Genomic DNA, 24,555 nt, shown 5'->3' with positions numbered 1-24,555 from the left:
GGCACGGGACCGAAGAACTACTTCAATTACAACGCGGACGTTGGCAAAAAAGTCGTCACCACGTTTACCCAAGGTCCAATTACCGATTACACCAACGCCAGCATGCTGTGGGGCAGTGCGGGTAAAGCTGCCGACGGCGCCGCTTTTGACAGCCTGTCGAGCGCGCAAAAGAAAGTCGTCGCCGCCAGCCTGGGTTACGAAACGTATGAAGGCAATACCTGGTACAACGCGCACGCCGCCGCCGGCCTGCAAGTGGTCACCGAATTTGCCGCCACCGCCGCCGATTTCGACATTGACAGCATCGACTGGGGCGGGGTGCGCGCACCAGGGGCCGACGCCACGTTCGAGCAGCTCAGCGCTTCCCAGCGCGCAGTCGTTGTCGACGCGCTCGGTTACGCGGAAGTGGACCAGCAAGTGCTGTACAAGGCGGGCGCTCCCGCCGGCAAGCAAGTCTTGCTCACGCTCGAGCAGGGCACCGGCAAGGATTACCAGAACAGCACCCTGGACTGGGGCAGCGTGGCCAAACCGGCCGCGAATGCCGGTTTTGAGGTGCTCACGCTGGCCCAGCAAGAGCGCGTGCTCGCGCAGCTCGGCTACGCGCGCTGGGATGGCCTGGTCTATCACGACGCCGATGCGTCCGCCGGCCAGCAATACAAGCTCGGCTTCGTGCAGGGCGTGGACTACAAGAACGCTGAAGTGCGCTGGAGCGACGTGGCCATTCCCGTGGCCGGCACCGCCTTTGATGCAATGAGCGCGGCCCAGCAGTTCCGCATCCTGGACCAGGCCGGCTTTGTGCGCTACAGCGACACCCAGACCGTGTTCCACAAAGATGGCGCAGGCGCTGCCAGCGTGCGCACCGCCTTCGCCGAAGGGGTCGACTACAGCAACAGCGCGCTGAACTGGGGCGCCACAGGCGCGGCCGACAACGAGCGCTGGATCGTCAGCAGCGGCGGCGCGGCTTACATGGTGTACGCCTACGACGCGGACAATAACGGTGCGACCGACGAGATCCAGATTTTGGCGCCGCACCAGCTGCTGGGCCAGCAAGGCTTCGGCTTCCTGCTCACCGGCACCATCATCACGCTGCAAGACAATGCCGATTTCGTCGTCAGCGGCGCCGGCGACGCCATTGTACGCGGCAGCATTACGCTGGCCGGCGCGCATTCGGACCTGGTGATCCAGTCCGACCGCTTCACCTACTGGGAAGGCACTGCCAACGTCGGCGGCAACATCACGCTGCAAGGCGGCGTGGCGCTCGACGGCACCAACCTGCACGGCGCCAATGCGCAAGGCACCAGTCTGTACCTGCACGCGGTGGCAACCCTTACCACCAACAGCGCCGGCAGCAGCATCGTGCTGCAGGGCGGCCAGGACGTCGAGCTGCACGGCTCGGTGGTTGCCGGCGGCTCGGTCGATATGGGCGGCCTGCATCTGGACAAGGCTGACGCCACCATCAGCGTCACGGCCGGCCAGCAGATCCTGCTCGACTCGGCCTTGTCCGCCTCCAAAGCAGTGTCGCTGCTCACGACAAGTGTGCTTGGCGCGGACGACAACGGTTACTCGGTCATCATCACCACGGCTGGCGGCATCACGGCCGCAGGCAACACCTCGGGCGTTTCCGGCGGCCTGGTCAGCATGACCGCTGCCGGCAACGCCAGCATTGGCGGGCATATTCTGTCGGGCGGCGTGAACCGGCCGATTTCCGAAGGCGGCGCGGTCGTCTGGTCGGGCAAGGATTCGAGCGTGAACCTGTCGGCCGGCGGCCAGCTGTACCTGGGCGCGGTCGTGCCAGTGGTTGGCGGCGCCTTTGGCGAAACAGCGGAAATTGGCGCCACCATCCGTGCCAGCGCGCTCGTTGCGCTGCATGGCGGGGGCAACAGCGACGGCGTGGGCATCAAGATGCCGGGCGGCGCGCGCATCGCCACCAGCAACGCCGACGGCATGATCACCATCGATTCGGCGCAAGACGCGCAGATCGACGGCGTGCTGGTCGCCGGCGGCGACGTCGTCGACCATTACGACGCGCGCGGTGAACTGCTCGGCAGCACCACCACCGTCTACAGCGGCGCTTCGCGCATCGTGATCGAAGCCGATGGCCAGATCCGCCTGGGGCGCGACCTGGTCGCCGGCGCACTGATCGACGTGCGCGGCGGCCATGGCACCGGCGCCGTCACGGTCCAGTCGCCGTGGGCCGACGAAGGCATCGTCCTGTCGGGCAACGTGCACCTCAAAACACTGCAGGAAAACAGCGTCATCAACCTGTCGTCCTCGGGCGACCTGTCGGTATTGACCCCGGCCTGGACCGAAGAAATCGTCGCCGACGACTTTGCCCAGTATGCCCGCGGCGACATTGCGTCGGACGTCTCGTTTATCGTCACCCTCAACCTTGGCACCCATACCGTGCAAGGCACGGTGACGCTGCATGCGCTCGACACGCAAGACAATGCCGGCCCGGTCAACCTGGCTGCCGACTTGCAGGCCGCCATTGCCGCCACCACCTTTACCGTCACGGTCAGCGCCAGCGGTTCGCCCGCCGTAGGCAGCAGCGCCACCGTTGGCGACGCGCAGCTCAAGGTCCGTCTGCAGGACAGCCGTCTGCAACTGACCAGCAACTTTGGCTTTACCATGGCCAAGGCCAATGGCGGCAATGCGCAGCTGCTCGGCTTTACCCAGCTGGCCGCCACGGCTGCCACCGCCGGCGCCACCGAATCGGCGCGCACCATTGCGCTTGACGCGGCAGCGCGCGGCTCGGTCGTGAACCTCGGGCGCGCCGACGCGCCGGGCGGCGAAATTACCGTCTCGGGCTGGATTCGCGCCTACAGCGGCATCAATATGTTCGCTTCGAACAGCGCCAGCGGCAACCAGAACGTGAATCTGACGGCTACCGGCGTACTGGAAACACTGAGCGGCAGCATGACGCTCAACCCGACCGGCCACCTGGTGCTGGAAGGCGCGCTGATCGCGCGCGGTGCGTATGCCGACATCGTCATCAACGCCGCCGGCGGCGTCGAACTGCGCGGCGACCTGACCGCCCAGCGCGACATCGTCGTCAACGGCGGCAGCGTGGTGCAGGCGGGGGCAGTGAGCGTGCAGACCACCAATACGGCGCAATTCAATTCGCTTGGCGCCAATGGCCGCATCCTGATCAATGGCGTAAACAACGTCATCATCGACAGCCAGATCGGCGTTGACAGCGCCCAGCTGCGCCTGCTGCAAATCGGTTCCAGCGCCGGCACCTTGATGGTCACCGCCAACGGCGGCCTGTCGAGCGCGCTGGGCCTGGTGCTGTCGGGCCAGAACGTGGACCTGACCGGTTCCATCAAAACCACCGGCGCCTCGCTGCAAGCCTACACGCGCGACATTTCCGTCACTGCGGTGGACAGCATCGCCATGCACGGCACCATCGACGTGGCCGGTTCCATGACGCTGGCCGCCGGCGGCAACATCGACATCTACAATACGCGCCTGCTGATGCAGGGCGCCGGACAGCGGCTTGAAATTACCGCCGGCGGCGCGCTTGCCATCGGCAGCGCCGCGAGCAACACCGGCGGCGTGATCATCGCCGTCAACAGCCTGCTGGACGTTCGCGCCGGTGGCATGCTCAGCATCTCGTCCGACTCCAAGCTGTACTCGGAAGGCGACAACAGCGCCATTTCGCTGCGCGCCGAGCGCATCGCCATTGCCGGCAGCGTGCTGGCCGGCGCCTCGTTCCACGTGGCCGACTACAGCTCCACCTGGACCGGCAAGAGCGCTTCGCTGGAACTGCGCAGCGCGCGCGAAATCGTGATCGGCAACGACACTTTCGGCGCCAATTTGCGCAGCACCGGGCGCCTGCAAATCCAGGCGGGCGTCAATGCAGTGGGCCTGGCGTTCTCGATGACCAACCGCAGCGCCGTCACGGCCGACGCCACCGGCGAAGGCGCGTGGAGCGAAGTGGCGGGCGGCGCGGACGCCTTCCTGTCGATGCAGGGCGAAGGCGACATCCAGCTCAAGGGCCAGGTCGCCGCCAGCGACAAGGGCGCAGATGTGAGCATCCTGTCGCGCTCGCAGGTATGGATCGACGGCCTGGTCCATGCGGACGAGACCTTGACCATCACCGGCGGCACCGACGCCACCCGCATTGGCGTGTTGATCGACACCATGATCGTGGACGCCGCCAAGCAGTACGTCTCCGGCGGCACGCTGGACACCGCCGCCGGCGGCACCATCATGGTCAGCGCCACCGACGGCGTGCTGGTGCAAGGCGTGGTCGGCCAGAACGACCCGAACGCGGCCGGTCCGGCCAACCTCGGCCAGGCCAAGGTCGGCCTGCTGCAAATCCAGTCCACCGGCAGCGATGTGGTGGTACTGCGTAACATCAATGTGCGCGACCACGTGGTCTTGCTGGGCGGTCGCATCAGCGTGCTGTCGGGCAGCGTGGTGTACGCCACCGGCATCAATTCGGACGTCTTCATCCAGGCCCGCACCCAGTTGCTGGTCTCGGGCGTGGACCAGACCCCGGGCGCGGAACGCGACGACGCCATCATCAAGGCCGACGGCCTGGTGCACTTGACGGCGCCGCGCATCGAACTGAACGGCATCGTCCAGGCCGGCATCACCTACAAGGATCCGGCCACGCAATTGGCGGTGCACGTGGGCGGCTCGGCAGGGCGCCTGCTGGTCAACGCCGGCAGCGAACTGAATATGGCAGGCTATTTGCAATCGGACGGCGCCATTGAATTGAACGCGGGCGTTGACATGTCCTGGACGCGCGCGCGCATGGAAGGGGCGATCGCACGCTCCGAACTGCAAAGCGGCGCTATCACCATCCACGGCCAGGGCGTATTGCTGGCCGACGGTTCGGTGGCGATCAAGGCCGGCGGCGACGTCACGGTCAACTCCGACGCGGCCGTCGCCGGGCGCGAAGTGACAGTCGAGACCTTCAACACGGTAGCGCAGACGTTCAACGTCATCACCGGCTACCAGCAAGTGATCACCGGCCAGATCGATGTGCCGGTCATTTCTTACGTGCAGACCCAGATCACCGAGCACACCAGCGACAAATCGGTGAAAATCGGCAGCACCAACCACACCATGGATGTGACGCTGTCGCAGACCGGCTACTACAACCCGAACGCGCCGCAAGGCCAGCAGTTCCGCGAGTACCTGATCGAAGGCATCGATTATTTCAACGACAAGGTGGTCTGGTCGAATGCGGGCACCCCGGGCCATCCGGCCTCGGCCACTTCGCCAGGCTTGACCACGGGCGCGGTGACCACGGTTGCCGAACGCACCGCCTACAAGGACTTCGGTTCGCTCAACGACCTGCAGCGCCAGGCCGTGCTCAATTCGACGCATTACATGACGCTGTACGCGTTCAACGCCACCAACTTGCAAACCCACAGCACGGTCGACGGGGTGCAGCAGCCGAACACCGTCTGGGCGCCGACCTGGAAGACCGATGCGGCCACGCCGCTGGTGATCTACCATATCGCCCTTGAGGGCTGGAACGACAAGTACATCCTGATGCCCAAGGGCGCCCAGAATGACCTGTTGTCGGCCGCCTCGGTCGGCGTGCCGCAGTACTACAGCGACACCACCGACGATGGCCAGGACAACGGCATCTGGACCGATGCCGCCAGCGCCGTGGGCGAGATCGTGGGCCACTACAAGGATACGGCCGGCGTTTCGTACGACCAGGATCATTCGGACTACTACTATCCGGTCAATGGCTTCCCGGCCGTCACGCTGCCGCACGCCGAACAGGAAGACGGACGCGGACGCTGGGACGTGGACTACGACCAGGGTTCGGGCACGCGCGTGTTCGATATTTCGAGCCGCTTGCCGGCCTCCAGCACCACGGTGCTGGTGCGCACCGCCGACTGGGCGCTGCAAGAGGGCGCCAAGGCGCAGTACTACGCGGATGACGCCGACGCTTACAACGCCGGCAACTACACCTACGCCATCAACGAATTCCAGGGCAACCGCTTCACCGACGTTATCTACGCTAGCCAGAACTGGGCCGACATCCTTGGCAACGACACCGCCACGCTGGTACAGACCTGGAGCGGCAGCGAGTACGACGCCAACGCGTTCGCCTACAAATACTGGAGCGGCTGGACCAACCTGGTCGGCCATTGGGTCGACAACGATGATGGCAGCGGCTGGGGCGACTACGACGACGAGGACGAAGTGCCCGAGTGGGGCCACGTGTCGAACTACGACACTTACCGCGACATCTGGAAGCTCGGCTCCGAATACCACAACTGGGAGCGTGACCTGCTGTACATGTTCGCGGGCGGCGAGGACGCCTACGATTTCTGGGCGCCGGATGTATTCAACGGCGCCAACTTCGCGACCTGGAAGCAGCAGTACCAGTGGATCACCACGTCCAACGATTACCGTTACGGCAGCGAAGCGAACGGCGGCGGAGGCGACGACCTGTACATCCACATCATCGGCCGCAAGGAACTCGATGGTGTGGTGGCGGGCACCAACACCAGCTACGACTATGCGTGGACCTCGGACAACCACAAGATCACGGATCGGCGCGACCAGCTGACTTTTAAAGTAACCACCAACGACGTCGACGTCAACGGCCTGCGCGCGGTGTACACCACCAGCACCCAGGACGTGGCGGTGGTGACGATGCAAAAGATTAACGTCTGGAGCACGCAAGCCATTGTCCAGCAGCAGACGGTGCTCACGACCGTGGCAACCAGCCAGACCGAGGCCTTCGACAACGCCGGCGGCGACACGGTCAAGGCGACCAATATCATGATCGACGCTGGCGGCGCGGTCCAGGTCAGCGGCAAGCTGACGGCCAGCGGCCTGCTCGACATCGACGCCCAGAACCAGCTTACCGTGCGCGGCAACGTCATCGACGGCATCCAGGTCGGCTCCGTGCTGGCCGGCGCCAGCGTCGACCTGCACGCAAGCAGTACCTTGACGCTGCACGACTCGGCACTGATTGTCGCCACCGGCACTGCCAGTACCGTGCGGCTCGATTCGTCGGCCGACATGGTCGTCGGCGGCGACATCGCGGCCGGCGCCAATGCCGTATTGACCTTGGTCACGCTGGGCGCGGACCGCGACATCAACCTGTCAGGGTCAATCACGGCCGGCGCCATCGTGATTGACGCCGGCACCGGCAACAGCGGCGACGGCGGCATCCACGCCGACGCCGACACCACGCTCACGGCCACGGCCGGCGACCTGCGCCTCACCAGCGGCATCTACGGCGGCAGCATCGTGCTTGACAGCGCCGTGCTGACGGCCAGCGCCACTGTTCACCTGGACGCAGCTGCCGGTTCGATCCTGCAAATTTCGCCGACCGTGACGATGACGGTGAGCGATATCGATCCGCTGACCCACGCCACCGTGGTGCATGCGCTTGATGTGGCCAAGGCCAACAATGCGATCACCGCCGCAGCGGTCGTCGCGCACGCTGAAAACGCCATTACGCTCAACCTGCACACGGCCAGCTTGACCTTGGCCACTAGCGGTTCGGGCAATGTGGACCTGACCAGCCAAGATGACCTGATCCTGGCCGACGTCCGCCTGGCCGACGGCGCATTAAACTTGATCGCCTTTGGCGACGTGCAGGCCCAGCAGGTTAGCACGGTGGGCTCGAGCGACCGTAATGATATTAATATCGCAACGTACAAGGCCAGCACGGCGACCGCCAACCTGGTTCTGAATAATATGTCGACCGGCGGGCGCGGCGACATCACGCTGGCGGTGCAGGGCGGTATCACGCACGCCAGCGGCCTGATTAAGTCCGACGAACTGATCGTCACCGGCGCCGGGGCGATTGCCTTGACCACCAACGTGGCCAGCCTGACGGTGTCGAGCACCGGCGTCGGCAGCATGGTCATTGCGCAGGGCGCCGCGGCGCTCACCATCAAGAACGTTTCCGTGGCCGACGGCTCCTTTACGCTCAACGCCCAAGGTGCGGTTGACGTGGCCGAACTGCGCCTGGCGTCCAACCGCGCCGGCAACAACATCGACATCACCGCCCAGGGCGACATCCTGGTGCGCCATGCATCGGCCGGCATTTACCTTGACAGTGCAGCCGGCGCGGCTGGCCTGGGCGCCAAGGTGGGTTCGGCGGGCAACATCACGCTCGACTCCATCGGCGGCAAGATTGCCGAGACCTATAGCGACACCGGGGTCGACCTGGTCGGCAAACGGCTGACCTTGTCGGCGGCGAACGGCATCATTGGCCTGGAAATTGCGGCCAGCGAACTGGACGCGCGCACCGACACGGGCAACATCGAACTGTCCGAATTTGACGGCGCGCTCGAGCAGACCGCCGGCCTGTCCATCATCAACGCCACCACCAGCGTCAGCGCCAACGGTAGCAATCTGGTCAGCATTACGGCCCAGGGCGAACTGCGCGCCGGCAAAGTCACGCTGCACGACGAGAACAACGTCGTCATCGGCACCACCGGCGTGGACGCAAAAATCGCCGGCGACACCGTGCGCCTGGTCTCTACCGGCGCCGACGTGCTGGTCAGCGCGCGCACGAGCGGCGAAACCGTCGAATATTCGCGCGGCGTCGCCTTCAATGCGGCGCACGTGATCCACCTCTACAAATTCCTCGGCATCAGCGCCACGCCGGGCTTCAATGCGCCTGAACTGATCGAATACCGCGCCGGCGACTACTTCCTGTTCGGCCCGGACATCCTGGGCCAGACCACGAAGCTGCTGCCAGGCGCGATTGCGGCCGACACCTTGATCCTGGAAACGGGCGGCACCTTGTCGATCGACGGCACGCTTTCGGCCAACACGCGCCTTGAACTGGTGGCCGGCGAAGACGTCAACGTCTCGGGCACCATCAGCGTCAAGGGCCTGCATTTCGACGGCAGCGTGGCCGCCGCCAAAATCGGCACCCTGGCCATCATGGCCAAGGGCGTGCGCACCGTCAGCCAGGAATTTGACTTCAACAAGGATGGCGACCGTACCGACATCTTTACTGAAATTGCCGCCGGCATCGACTTCAACAACGACGGCGACTTGAACGACACGATCGACGAGCACGGCGTAGCCAAGGCCACCGGTGCGATCAATATCCGCACCAACGCGCTGCCGGCGTCGAACTTTGAATTGCGCGCGCTAAATAGTGTGTCCGTAACCTTGAGCAGCGCGCTGGAACTGACCGGGTTCGTCGGCGGCCTGTCCGGCTACGACTACACCGGCAGCGTCACGCTCGACATCGGCGGCACGCTCACCGTCAAGGGCGGCATCGTAGCGGCCAACACCACCACCGGCAAGCTGACCCTGAACGCCACCGCGATCACCAGCGATGGCGCTTCGGTATTCATCGCCAATGCGCTCAATGTGACGGCGCAAAACGGCATCCAGCTCAATACGCTGGTCTCGTCGTTGTCGGCCAAGTCGACCGTCAAGGGCGACATCAAGGTCAACGAAGCGACCGATCTGTACGTCGGCAGCGTGGTAGCCCAGGAAGGGGCGATCGACATTTTCGCCGGCGACAATGTCTACCTGCGCGATGTGCGTAATATGGTCGACGGCCACGACATCGTGGTCAAGTCGGGCGGCGACATGTTCGTCGACTATGTGGAAGCGGCCGTGCTGCAGGGCGCCCAGAAGACCAGCGGCTCGGTCGTTCTCGACGCGCGCCGCACGCTGGTCGAGTGGCAAGCCATCGAGCGCGACGTCAACGGCAGCGTCACCGGCGCCGCCTACGACAACAACTCGGCCGACGTGTATGGTTTCCACGTCACCTTGCGCGGCACCCAGCCGCTGGCGCCCGTCGAAATGACCGACGCCTCCAAGTACGGCGCCGGCGCCGAACTGGAAATTCGCTACCTCGACGCCGACGGCTACCTGTCTGGCGTCACCCAGGTGTCGCTGGAAAACGTGCAAAGCGTGGCCGGCGCCGTGTTCGGCGCCGACGTTTCCAAAGTTACCGCAGCGGGCAGCACCGCCAAGCAGATCGACAAGCTCACCTTTGTCAACCGCATGGGCGACACCTACAGCTACAGCGTCACGCTGGGCGGCGTAGCCTACAGCGTCCAAGCGGGCGACCTGGTGGACGGCAAGACCGTTGTCGGCACCTGGACGTCGATCCTCGAAGCGCTCGAGTTCAAGCTCGAGTCGAGTGGCCTGGTCACCGTGGCGGCCGACCCTGGCGCGCACGCGCTGACCATCACCGCCGTGGCCGACAATAGCACCTTCGTGCTCGGTGCGGTTGACGTTGTCCAGCACCTGGACACGGCCGTGTCGAACGCGTTCGTGGACGATGGCCAGATTGCGACCACCGCGCCTGGCACCGTTGCCAAGCAAGTGAGCGAAGTGCGCTACAAGTTTGAAAACCTCGCCACCGGCACCGATTACACCGTGGTCATCAATGACCATGTGTACAGCGTGCAGACGGGCGAAAACGGTATCCTGAGCCTAAAGAACACGGGCGCTGGCGCCATCAGCGTGAACGTCAATTCACCGATCACGGGCGCCTCCGCGTCGGCCGTGAGCGTGGCCGGGGCCGACGCCACGGTCGACCGTACCATCAACCTGTCGGGCACCGCGGTTGTCATTGGCGGCACCTACACCATTACCGTGGCCGGCGTGGCCTTCAGCCATGTCGCCGTCACCGGCAACACGCTCGACAATATCGCTACCGCGCTGGCCGCCAAAATCGAGGCGCATGCCTCGTATGCGGCCTCGGCCAGCACCACCGTAGTCACCATCAGCGACGGCGCCGGCACCGCCACCTTGTCAGTCTCGGGCTTCAGCCCTTATGTGGGCGCCGACAAGATCACCCTGACCAAGACCACCGAAGCGGGCGTCACGGCCAACCTGACCGGCGCCCCGCTGGTCAACAATGGCCAGTACGTCGTCACCATCGGCGCCAGCCAGTTCGTCTACGTGGCTGACGGCACCGCCACGCTCGCGGAAATCGGCGCCGGCCTGGCCGCTGCCGTCAATCCGCATGCCACTTACGACGCCACGTACGCAGCCACTACCGTGACCAAGACCTGGGCTTCGGTACTGACCACGCTGGCAGCGCGCATTGAAGCGGGCGAAGCGATCACTGTCAACGCCGACGCCACCAACGTGGCGCTGTCGAAAATGGTCTTGACCGCCGTTGCCAACAATACCGCTTTCTCCATCGATGCGGTCGCCGCGTCGCTGGTGGCAAGCGTCACCATCGACGGCACCGAGCCGCTGGTGGCCGCAGCCTCCGGCGTGGCCCAGCAAAACCTGATCGACTTTGGCGCCGTTACGTTCCAGGAAGGACGCAGTGTCGTCGTGCTGGTCAACGGCGTACAGCATTCGGCCCTGACGGTCAGCAAAGTGGTCGCCGGCAACGGCACTACCACCTATCCGGTACGCACCTGGACCCAGGTTTTCACCGAGCTCAAAACATCGATCGAGCTGGACGGAAAAATCACCGTCACCATCGACGCCACCAACCAGGCGCTCACGCTGCTGGCCAAGACGGCCAACGTGGCGTTCTCGGTGGACGCCGCCTTCATCTCGACCAAGGCGGACGTGCTGGGCGCGCCCAATACGCCGACCACCCGCGCCGGCGTCTCGCAGGCGCAGGTCAACACCATCGACTACGCGGCGCTGACCATCCTCGATGGTCACGCGTTCGACGTGAGCGTCAACGGCAATCTGTACAGCGTCACCGCCGGCAAGAATGGCGTGACGGCCAGCTGGAGCAGTGTGTTCACCGCGTTGAAGAGCGCAATCGAAGGCGCGAACAACGTCACGGTGACCAATACCGCCAACGGCGGCGGGCACCAGCTCGTCATCACCGCCAATGTCGTCAATACCGCGTTCACGGTTGGCAAGCCTGCGCTGACCTACAGCACCGACCAGGTGGTCGCCAATCCGGCCAGCCAGGTTCACGTAACGGCAGCCGGCGCCAGCGCCACCCAGGTCAGCGAACTGGCCTTCCGCAACGCCGTCTCGTCCAGCGTCACCTACACAGTGAGCGTGGGCATCGATGCCTACAGCGTCAAGGTGGGCGACAACGTGACCGGCTTTGGCATCGTGAGCGCAGACTGGGCTTCGGTACTGGGCGCGTTTGAAGCGAAGATCGACGCGAATGCGGCGTCGACCGTCGGCGCCGCGTTCAGCGTCGGCGCCACCAATGCCTTGACCCTGACGGCCAAGCAGGCCGACAAGGCTTTTGTGACCAGCGCCTCGGGCGTCGATGGCGCCCAGACCTTGCAGATCAACGACGACTACGTGTTGATCGTGCCAACGCGCGCCGAAGGCAGCTTCGGCATCCACACCACCGGCTCGCTGACCGTCGTCAACCTGCCGACCCACCCGAACGAGTCGATCAATTTTGCGACCGACAAGGATCTGGTGGTGGTCTCGGCGCTAGACGTAGGCAACACCGGCGGCAGCGTGCTGCTGTCGGCCGGCAAAGGCATGACGCTCGGCGGCAAAGTGACGGCCACCTCGCTGACGGTCACCGCAGGCGCCGACCTGACCATTACGTCCCAGGTCAATACCTTGACCGCAACCGTGCACGGGGCCGGCAGCGACCTGACCGTGCTGCAGAGCGACGCCAGTAACCCCGCGCTAGAACTGTCGATCGCGCTGATCGCCATGGACGGCATGGGCAACGGCGGCATCGGCGGCGGCGACATCAACCTAGTCGTGTATGGCAACGTGACGATCGGCGAGATCAGCGGCCTGGTGGGCAACGTGAGCATCACGTCGCTGACCGGCAGTATCACGATCGGCAAAATGGCCAGCGGCGCGCACGTGTTCTTGAGTGCACTGAACGGCAGCGTGACCGCCGGCAGCAGCGCAGGCGCCAGCATCGAAGCGGACACGCTCGAGATCGTGGCCGCCGGCGCCATCAGCGTCTACGAAAAAGACAGCGTCACCATCAACCGCATTGAAAGCAGCAGCGGCGCGGCCGTCACCGTCACGGCCGGCGGCAATCTCACGCTCGACGGCGCCATCGCGGCCCAGCTGGGCAGCGCGGTATCGCTCGCCAGCACGGCGGGCAATATCGTCCTGAACCAGGCAGTCTCCAGCGCCAGCGGCAACATCACGCTCGACGCCGCTGGGGCGATTTCGCTGTCGGCCCAGGCCGACCTGACCTCGACCTCCGGCAAACTCACGCTCAACGCCCACGGCGGCGCGCTCGTCATGACGGGTGAAACCGTGCTCGACGCAGGCAGCGGCTTGATTGAACTGGACGCCGGCGGCGACATCTTGCTTGGCAAGCTGCGCACCACCAATACCGGCGAACTGAATATTGACGCGGGCGCCAAGCTTGGCGTGACCGACGGCGACACCGACATCGTTGCCAGCGGCGCCAGCCTGGTCATCCATGCAGTTGGCGGCATCGCTTCCGACGCCCAGGCGCTGCGCACCCAGGTCGCCCTGATCGAGGCGGCCAACAGCGGCGCCGGCGCGATTGCCATTGAAGAGGTCGACGCACTCGAACTGCGCCATGTGACACAGGGCGGGGCGGGCGCGGTTTCCATCTCCACCGTGGCAGGGGCAATCCACGTGGCCGGCCAAGGCATCACGGCACTGGCCGGCAAGGTCAGCCTGTACGCGGGCGGCATCGGCGGGGCGATTGCGCTGGACGCCGACATCGCGACGACCGGCAGCATCGCCGGCAGCGTCAGCGTGGCCATGACGGCCGAAGACGGCGACATCGTCATGAGCGGCGGCGTGCACGTTGCCGGCGGCGGCGACATCGTCATCAAGGTGCCAAAAGGCGGCTTGCTCAATTCGCACGCAGCCGTCAGCGCTGCGGGCGTGACCCGCGTGGCGGGCTGGCTTACCGTGGCCGACGGCCCGGACGCCGGACTTGAGCGCGACTTCAACAGCGAGCTGTCGTGGGCCATGTCGCAAGGTATGTTCGACGTCGATGCGGCAACCGGCCAGATCACGGTCGCCCACGTGCCGTTCTACCTCGAAGCGGCGCACCTGGCCAACGGAACGATTCTGCGCGCGGCCAATGGCGCCATGCTGCAAACGGCGGACGGCAACATCACCATCGCCGTGCGCGACGAAGTGGGCGAGACGGTCGCCGGCTTCCTGTTCAGCCCATTGTCGATCACGGTCGACGCGGTCAGGCTGACCGCTTCGTCCAGCGAACGCATGGATGTGGCGATTCTGGCCACCGTCAGCGTGGACGTGGCGCGCGACGTTGCGGCCAACGGTTCCAAGGGCGGCAGCACCGAAGTGGTCAGCCTGACGGGCGAACAGATCATCTCCGCGCCGGTGGACGCGAGCGGCAAGGACATCACCGTGCGCGGCAACGACGTCAAGATCGACGGCACCATCCGCAGCGCGGGCGCCGTCATTTCCTTCGTGCCGCTGGACCCGGCCAGCGTCATCGTGCTGGGCAACGGCAGCAGCACGGCTGGCAGCATGCATCTCGATAATGCCGAGCTGGCTGAATTGCAGGACGGTTTCTCCGAGATCGTCGTGGGCAGCTATGTGGGCCACCATGTGATCTACATCGGCCAGGCAGGAAACACCGATGCGGTGACGCTCAACGATACGCTGCACCTCATCAATCCGGTGCTGGGCGGCGAAATCTTCTTTAATACCGACCTGATCCTCAACAACGGTTCCTCGCTGATCATCGACGGCTCGGGCCACACCAGCACGTACTCGGCCGACGTGACCGCCACCGACGACATCCTGGTCAATGACTCGGTGCGCTTTGACGGCGCCAACATCATCCTGACCGCCGGCAGCGACGGCAGCGGCAACATCCACCTGGGCTTCAACCCGGCGCATATCTTCCAGGGCAACCTGGACGGCACGCCCGACAGCGCCATCCTGCGCGCGCCTGGCAATATTTCCATCGGCGGCGAAGTGGGCGGCACCAGCCTGGCCAACGGTGGTCTGGCCGGCTTGACCATCGAAGGCGTAGATGTCGCGGGCACCATCAATACGCCAAACGACGTCACGTTCAGCGAGTCCGTCATCATCAATGGCGACTTCGTGATCCACGCTTCGGGCGTGGTCACCTTCACCAAGTCGGTCACGCTCACCAATGGCGGCGACTTCTCCATCTTTGGCGCCACCCAGGTCATCTTCCAGGGCGGCGTGGTGCTCTCGGGCGGCGGCGACCTGTTCATTGAAGCGGACGAGATCACCTTCTCGAGCGGCGGCGAATCAGTCGTTGGCACCGGCACCATGACCTTGCGGCCGACCACGGTCGGGCTGGCGATTGAACTCGGTTCGCCGCCAAACGGCATCACGGCCGATACGCTCAATATCGACAACAACGAGATCGCCACTTTTGCCGACGGTTTCAGCAAGATCATCATCGGCCACCAGATGGCGGGGCACGCCACGGCCGGTGCGGGCGCGGTGCGCATCGGCGCCATCGGCGCGGTCGAGCAGCCTACGCTGCGCGACAACCTTGAAGTCTACGGCGGCAGCATCGCCGTCGACGACTTCAGTTCGCCGACGCTGAACTACACGCTGCTCGTTTCCGGCACCATCAAGTTCGATGCCGTCAACGACATTTCGATCTACAACCAGGTTGAAGCGCGCAACGGCACGCTGCAAAACATCACGCTGTACTCGGCCTCGGGTGCGATTACCCAGTCCAACGTCATGGCCGACGGCGTGGGCGGCGAAGCACTGCGCGGTGCCAGCCTGGACGCCCATGCGGCGCTGGGCATCAGCCTGCTGTACACGGAATTTGCCTCGGTCAGCGCCCAAAATACGGGCGCCAGCGGCGACATCGTGATTCACGAAACGGCGCTCGGCGGCGACTTGCTGCTGACGCTTGTCAACCAGTCCAGCGTGGCCGGTTCCGGCGACATCGACATCAGCACTGCCAACGGCGCCATGACGGTGCTGGCAAGCGGCAGCGGCGTTGTCGTCAGCGGCACCGGCGACATCAGCCTGTCCGTGGCAGGCAGCGCCAAGGCGCTGCTGGTCAACGACGTCGTCACCACCACCAGCGGCAGCATCAACCTTTACGCGTCCGGGACACTGTCGACCCTTGACGACGCCAGCAATGACGGCGTCACTACGTCCAGCGGCGGCGCTATCAGCCTTGTTTCCAGCCTGGCCAATATCAGCCTGGGTGGCAACGTCAGTTCGGCCGGTGGCCTGGTCAGCGTACACGCTGCCACGGCAATCGCCATGGCGGACGGCAAAAAGATCACCTCGCTCAACGCGCTCGACTCGGGCGCGGTCAGCCTGGTGGCAGGTACCGGCATTGCGCTGTCGATCATTGAAGCCGATGGCATCATGATCCTCACGGCCCAAAACGGCGCGATCGTCGACGTGCTGACCGGCTCCGGCCTGAATCTGGACGGCGACACCGCCCAGGTGACGCTGGCAGCCACCACCGGCATTGGCGCCGGCGCCGGCCTGGCACTGCAAACGCAAGTGGCCGGCCTGTCGGCGGCCAACACCGTCAGCGGCGGCCTGTTCATCCAGGAGGCCACGGCGCTACGCCTGACCAGCGCCGGCAGCTTTGCCGTCGACCTGGGCGGCACCAGCGGCAACGCCAGCATCACCACCGCCAATGGCGCACTGACCGTGGCCAGCGCAGTGCGCAGCACGGGCGCCGTCGGCAACCTGCTGCTGCGCTCCGGCGAAACCGGGGAAGCGACGGCCGCCAACGTGATCATCAAGGCGGACCTGAGCTCGACCAGCGGCAGCATCAGCATCATCGCCGCCGACAGCATCAGCATCGACAACCTCGGCATCGGTGCGCCGCGCCTGGAAACGCTCAAGGCCGGCCAGACGCTCGACCTGTCGGCAGCGGACTCGGTCAGCATGGAAGCGCAAGCCCAGCTGCAGACCAACAATGGCAATGTGCGCCTCGAGGCTGTCGCCGGCAGCGTCAGCGTAGGCGTGGTCAACGCCGGCATCAGCGCCAGCGGCGGCACCATCAGCATCAACGCAGGCACGGCAATTACGGACGCGCAGGACGACGACCTGGCCGCGCCACCTGGCGTGAACCTGGCCGCCTACGGCCTGCGCCTGCAGGCGGGCGCCAGCATCGGCGCCTTTGGCGCGGTGATCGAGACGCAAGTGTCGGTCATGGCGGTGTCCGCAGCGGGCAGCGCCTACCTGGCTGAACGCGATGGCGTCGCAGTTGGCACCGTCGGTCCAGTCTCGGTCAACCGGGTTGACCTGTCTGGCGCCACCGCGCCGGTCATCGACCTGGCCATTACGGGCCTGAACACCGGCGCCGGCTCGGGCACCAATATTTCGGCTGCGGGCAATCTGTCGATCGACAGCGATATCAATACCGGCAGCGGCAATGTACGCATCGACGTCGCCGGCGCACTGACGCTCAACGCCAGCATCGGCAACGGCAGCGGCAGCGGCAGCGGCAGCGGCAGCATTACGGTTCTGGCCACGAACAACATCGTCCAGACCGTGCTCGGACGCCTGGTCACCAGCGGCGGGACGATCGACGTCCAGTCGAGCACGGGCGCAATCATCATGGCCAATGGCGGCCTGGCCCAGACCGACGGCGGCAATATCCGCTACCAGGCAGCCGGCAGCATCACGCTTGGCCTGATCGACGCGCGCAGCGCCGCCAACCGCGGCGATGGCTTGCTCGGCGGGCAAGCTGGCTGGGGTTCGGTCAGCGTTCTGGCTGGCGGGGCAATTGCCGACATCGCAGGCGATACCGCCGCTGACATCTATGCCAGTGACTTGCGCCTGAACGCCGGGGCGGCAGTGGGCGCCGCCGGCGAAGCGCTTGAGATTGAAGCGCTGCGCCTGTCGGCCGTGGCCGGCGGGCTGTATCTGATCGACAGCGGCAGCATCGTTGTCGACCGGACCGCCGCGATCAGCGTCAACCGCGTACTGGCTGACGGCAGCATCGCCGGCTCGAGCGTTACCGACGCCGCACAGGCGGGCATTGCCAGCAGTGCAGCGCTGGTCTTGCAGGCAGCGGCCGGCAGCATTGTCACCGGCATCAATGGCGCGCTTGGCGCCAGCGGCAACCTGCTGCTGGCGGCCAGTGTCGACATCACGCTGGTGGCAGCAGTGACGAACAGCAGCGGCAGCACCAGCGTGCTGGCAGGGCGCGACATCGTCCAGGGCGGCGCCATTGCGGCGGCCGGCGCGGGCGCCAGCATCGAGCTGGTGGCCACGCGCCACGTCGTGCAGCAGTCGGGCAGCGCCATCACCAGCAACAATGGCAATGTATCGCTGCTGGCAGGTCTTGACGCGACGATCGAATCGATTGCAGCGGGCAGTGGCGCCGTGCGCATCATCGCTGGCAACGACATCATCGACAGCGACACCGCTGGCGACAATGAAGTCGATATCAACGCGGGCGCCTTGCAGCTTTCGGCTGGCAACGCCGTGGGCAGCGGCGCTAACGCGCTGGAAACGAGCGTCTCGGTCCTGTCGGCACACGCCGGGGCGGCTGGGATGTATCTGCTTGATACCGACGGCGTCACTGTCGATACCGTCACCATCCAGGTCAACCGGGTGGACGCCACGGGCGCTGCGGCGCAAAGCGCCAATGCGGCCCAGTCGAACCTCAGCGCCAGCGGCAATGTGGTGCTGGTGTCGAATACGGGCAACTTGCTGGTCAGCGATGACGTCAGTTCCACCTCGGGCAGCATCCTGCTCAAGGCAAGCGGCGGCGGCATCACGCTGAACAACAGCGTCATCACGCTGGCCGGTTCGGTCTCGCTGTCAGCGTCCGGTGCGATTGCCCAGAAGGCGGCGATCAGCAGCGCGGCCAGCGTCGACATCGGCGCCGGTGGCGCCATCAGCATGGACGATGGCGTCATCACCAGCGCGGCTGGCACCGTGCGCTACGTGGCCGGCGGCGCGCTGGCACTGGGCGCCATCAGTGCGGCCAATGTCAGCCTGCAGGCAGCAAGCATGACCGACAGCGGCGCGGGCGACATTGACGTGACGGCCGCTACACTGCGCCTGGTCACCACTGGCACCGGCGCTGGCGAAGGCGCCGGCACGGGCGCTGCGCACCTGCAAACCACGGTGGGCACGCTTGCCGCCAATGCGGCAGGGGCGGGCGGCCTGTACCTCGATGAAACGAATGGCCTGGTCATCGGCAGCGTGGCCGGCATGTCGGTCAGCCGCCTGGCTGCCGACGGCAGCAGCAGCGCCGTCAGCGACAGCGCCATGGCCGACCTGATCTCGGGCGGCAACCTGGTGCTTGCCAGCGGCGGCAGCATCACGGTTGACGCCAGCCTGTCGGCCAACGCCGTCACGGCCGCCGGCAACCTGCTGCTGCAAGCGGCAGGTGCGGGTTCGGACCTGGTAGTCAATGGCGGCTTGCTCAGCAGTGCGGGCAACCTCAGCCTTAACGCGGGGCGCAACATTGCGCAAGCATCGGCAATCGCGGCCACGGGTGCGGGCAAAACGCTCGACCTGCTCGCCGCTGGCAGCATTGCCATGGCGGCAAGCAGCAGCTTGGCTTCCAACAACGGCAATATCGTGCTGGAAGCCGGCGTTGACGTCACCATTGCCGCGCTCGATGCAGGCAGCGCGAACGTGAATGTACGGGCAGTTGCGGGCAACATCATCGACGGCGACGCTGCCGGCGACGTCGATGCAGACATCCTTGCCAATGGCTTGCAGCTGCGTGCTGGCGGTGCCATCGGCAGCGGCGGCAACCACCTTGAAACCAGCATCGTCACCCTGACGGCGCAAGCTGGCGTGGGCGGCATGTATGTCAGCGAAACCGATGGCTTGATCGTCGATACCTTGACAATCCAGGCTAATCGGTTGGGCGCGAGCGGCGCGGCAGTCGTTACCGGTAACGCTGCCCAGAGTAACCTACAGTCCGGTGGCGATATCGTTCTGGTCTCGAACGCGGACAGCCTGGCGATCAGCGACACGGTTCTCGCGGCAGGCAATGTGCTGCTGCAGTCGTCCACCGGTGGCCTGGTTGTCAATAGCGCCATCACCAGCACGGGCGGCGCAATCTCGCTCGCTTCCAGCGGCACCATCGTGCAGCACGCCGACATTGGCGTCACAGGCAGAGGCAGCATCGACCTGGCCGCCAGCGGCAGCATTGCAATGGACAATGGCACCCGCATCAGCGGCAACGCCAATATCCGCGTGGCCGCAGGCACCGTCATGACGCTGGGTGCGGTCAGCACCACGGGCAACGTGAGCCTCATCGCGGGCAGCATCACCGATGCGGGCAACGTGGAAACCGACGTTACGGCATCGCAGTTGCGCCTGACCACGGCCAGCACCGGCAACACCGGCGCGGGCCTGGCCGGTTCGCACCTGCAGCTCAATGTTGGCACGCTGGCGGTATCGAGCGCTGGCGTGGGCGGCGTTTATCTGGACGCGGTCAACGGGATCGTCATTGGTTCTGTGGCCGACATTGGCGTGACACGCGTGAACGCTGACGGCAGCGTCGTCAGCGTGGTCGACGCCGGGTTCTCGGACCTGGTCTCGGCCGGCAATGTGGTGCTGGTCGCCAGCACCGGCAGCATCACCGTCACCGAGGGCGTGAGCGCAGCGGGCAACCTGCTGTTGCAGGCTGCCTCCGACATCGTCGCCGGCGCCGCAGTGACCGGTGCGGGTAATGTGAGCCTGAACGCGGGGCGCGACATCGTCCAGAACACCAACATCGTCAGCACCGGTGCGGGCAAGACCGTGGACCTGCTGGCCGTGCGCGACATTGGCATGGCCGCCGGCACGGGTTTGGTGAGCAGCAGCGGCAACATCGCTGCGCAAGCGGGCAACAACGTGACGGTCGCGATCATCTCGGCCGGTACGGCAGGCGTGCGCGTGGTTGCAGGTGCCAGTGTGATCGACGGCGCCAATGAGTCGGGCATCTTTGCGGGCAGCCTGCAACTGGTGGCGGGCAAGGCCATCGGCGCTGCCACCAACGCACTCGACACCACGGTGACGACGCTGTCCGCGCAAGCGGGCGGCGCCATCTACCTGCGCGAGACCGACGGCGTGACTGTCGATACGGTCAGCGTGCAGGTGAACCGCGTTGACGGGCGCGGCGTCGTAGCAGCCACGGTCAATGCGGCCCAGGCCAATCTGGCCGCCGGCGCCGACCTGGTGCTAGTCACCGGCGGCGCGCTGGTCGTCAGCGACAACGTCTCGGCGGCGGGCAGCATCTTGCTGCAGGCGACTGCGGACGACATCACTGTCAATAACGCCATCAGCACGGCCTTGGGTTCGGTCACGCTGTCCGCTTCCGGCGCCATTGCGCAAAAGGCAAACATCGGCAGCGCCACCACGGTGTCGCTGTCATCCGGCGGCGCCATCAACATGGATGACGGCGTCACCACCACCGCAGTTGGCAATGTGCGTTATGCAGCCGGCGGCACGCTGGCGCTGGGCAGCATCGTCAGCGCTTTGGACGTGAGCCTGTTGGCCGCAGCGATTGTCGACAGCGGCGCTGGCGACACCGACGTGACGGCCCGTTCGCTGCGCCTGGAAGCGACCGGCGGCGCCGGAATCACCGGCGCCCACCTGCAGGTAGCGGTAACGACGCTGGCCGCGCAGGTAGCCGGCAGCCTGTATGTGGACGGCATTGGCGCGATTGCGATTGGCAGCGTCGGGCCGGTTGCGGTCAGCCGCCTGGCGGCCGACGGCAGCGCCAGCGTTGTCACCGATCTTGCGCTCTCTGGCCTGACTTCCGCCGGTAGCATTGAACTGGCTGCGGGCAGCATTGCGCAGGCAGCGCAGATCAGCACCACTGGAATGGCAGGCAGCATTGTGCTGGTCGCCACTGGCGACATCACCATGGCGCCGGCAGCAACGAGCAGCACGGATCGCGGCGCGATCACTTACAGCGCGGGCGGCCAGATCGTCATTGGTCTGCTCGACGCGCGCAGCGTCATTGACCGTGTCAGCGGCTCGCGCGCTGGCCAGGCAGGCTGGGGCAGCGTTACGCTCGCAGCCGGCGGGGCCATCAGCGGCGCGGTCCAGGCCTTGCCTGCGCTCGATGTGATGGCAGGCGCGCTCACGATCAACGCAGCGGCGGCCGGTAGCGGCGCCAATGCGCTGGCGACTGACGTAGGCGTCTTTAGCGCCAGCATCGGCGCGGGCGGCCTGTACGTGGCGGCAGCCGAATCGCTGCACGTGGCGGCCGGCGGTGTTGCCGTCACTGGCAATGCGGTCCTGGGCGCGGCGCGAGACATCATCATTGACGCCGGCGTGACAGCCGGCGGCAATCTGCTGCTCGCATCAGGCGGCATGATCGTCACCAACGCCGGCTTGCTCAGCACCGGCGGCAGTATCAGCGCCATTGCAGGTTCGTCGCTGTTGCAGAACCAGGCGATCAGCACGGCAGGCGCGGGCAGCACGATTGACCTTGCCGCCGTGGGCACCATTGCGATGGCCGGCACGGCAAGTACCAGCAGCGCCAATGGCAACATCGCCTTGCATGCGCAGGATATTGAAGTGGGCATGATTTCGGCAGGCAGCGCCAACCTGAGCGTTGTAGCGGGTAACATGATCACGGACGGCCAGAACGCAGGCGCCACGCAAGGCGTCAAGCTGCGTGCGGCAGGCTTGCGCATGGCAGCCGGTGGCGCCATTGGCAGTATTGACAATCCGATCGAGATCGCGGTCAGCCAACTGGCCGCGCAAGCGGGCGGCGGCGACATCTCCTTGGTCGACACCGATGGCCTGGCAGTCAATGCGGCTGGCGTAGCGGCAAGCGTGAAGCGCGTCAGCGCCGATGGCAGCGCCACGCTGGTCACGGAAAGCGCCTTGATCGGCGTGGCTGCACCAGCGGGCAATATCACGCTGGCGGCGAGCAGCGGTCCGGTGGTCCTCGACGTGCCGCTGGCAGCGGGCGCGGGACGCGACGTGAGCGTCACGAGCGACACCTTCGTGGTGAACCAGCCGCTGGTTGGCGCGGGCGGCGAGCTCTTGATCATGCCTGCCAACCCGGCCCTGGGCATCCAGATCGGCGGCGCAGCAGCGGATGCTGCCGGCCAGCTGTACCTGGACAGCGCGTCGCTGGCTAACCTGAAGGGCGGCTTTGACGACGTTGTCATCGGCGCCGGTTCGCTGGCGCCGGGCCAGGACATCGACATCGATGGCCGCACCGTTCCGGTCGTGTTCCGCGATGGCCTGGTCTTGAATGTGTCCGGTCCGGGCAGCGTGATCAGTGTCGAAGGCCAGCTGACGGCCGATTCGCTCGAAGCACGTTCTGCGGTAACGATCGTCGGCGTGGTGACGGTAACGTCCGGTAACGGCGCACTCGCAGGCGGCGACATGCTGTTCAACGAGAACATCGATGGCGCCACCGGCAACGACCGGCTGACGCTGGCCGCAGGCGGCGACAGCATCGTCTTTGGCGGCCCGATTGGCGCCACCACGGCGCTGGCCTCGCTCACCATCAATGGCGCGGCCAACGTCAGCTTTGCCGACGCGGTGACGGTCAACGGCGACGTTGTCATCAACGCCACCGGCGTGGTGCGCTTTGACAGCCTGCTGACGCTGGAAAGCGGTTCGCTGGTGATTCGCGGCGCGAGTGAAGTGATCATCGGCGACGTCGTGCTGCACGCCGTCGACGGCCAGTTCATCGTGCAGGCCAATACCCTCACGCTCAACGGCGACGTCAACGGTGCGGCCAACGTGCTGCTGCGTCCAAGCGACATGGCGCGCGACATCGTGGTCGGCGGCGCTGCTGCCGGCGCCTTCAATATCAGCGCCGGCATGCTGGCGCACCTGTCAAGCGCCGACAGCCTGGTGATCGGCGTGCAGGGCAGCGACGGCCACGCGGCTGTGGGTGCCGGCAACGTCACGCTCGCACCAATCGACCTGGGCGCCATCACGGCCGCGCCGGTCAAGGTGTTCGGCACCAGCATCACGCTCGCGCAGGGCGCCGGCAGCCTTCAGGCATCGAGCATCGTGCTTGACGGGCGCAACGGCGTTGTGCTGCACGACAGTGTGGCTGCCAGCGCGGGCGACGTGGTGATCTACAGCGTCGCGGGCGCGATCGCGATGGATGCCGGCACGGCGGTGACGTCGAGCGCGGCGGTGGTGTTGAACGCGGCGGGCACATTGGGTGTGGCGCAAGTCAATGCCCAGCATGTGGTGCTGCGCAGCACCAGCGGCGGCATCGTCGACGTCAACGGCGACAATGCCGTCAACGTGGTCGCTGCGACCGTGTCGCTGTACGGCTACGGCGCGCCAGTGGGCACCGGCAACCCGATCGAAGTGCAGTCCCCGGCCATTTACCTGGCCGCCCGCACCGGCATCGAATTGCAGGATACGGGCGCGGATGGCCGTACCCACTTCTACGTGCTCGACGGCGCGACGATGTACGAGCAGGCGGTAGGCATTGGCGAAGTTACGCGCCGCACCGAAGACCCGACCCCTGCGACGGTGCCGCACGCACCAGCGCTGGCCACCCCGGCGCCGCTGTCCTTCTTTGGCGCGCCCGCCTTTGCCTCGGCTGAAGGCGGCAGCACGGTGGCAAGCTACCTGGCCGGATCGATCGCGCTGGACAAGGCGGTCAGCGGTCTGCTGTCGGCCACCAGCCAGGGTATTGGCAAGGCGGCAATGAGTACGGGTGCGCTTGGCTTGCAAGGTGCTGGCGGCGCGCAGGCCGAAGAAACGCTGGCGTTCGACTACTGGCTGGAGGATCTCGCTATCTGA

Annotated in this window: 1 protein-coding gene (running past one end of the window); it reads left to right on the top strand. The window is 65.8% G+C overall.

The window, feature by feature from the left end; all coding sequences use genetic code 11:
* Positions 1 to 24,555, top strand: the 3' portion of a protein-coding gene (locus tag ACP7D4_RS16900; RefSeq protein WP_426210260.1) for an LEPR-XLL domain-containing protein. It extends 12,570 nt beyond the left edge of the window; 24,555 of the gene's 37,125 nt are visible here — the last part of the coding sequence; its start codon lies beyond the left edge, outside the window; its stop codon occupies positions 24,553 to 24,555.

Origin of the sequence: Massilia sp. TWP1-3-3 (genome assembly GCF_049897805.1) — a bacterium.
GTDB lineage: Bacteria > Pseudomonadota > Gammaproteobacteria > Burkholderiales > Burkholderiaceae_D > Telluria_A.
Note: the sequence above shows the minus strand (reverse complement) of the source record. Positions and strands in the feature narration are given on the sequence as shown.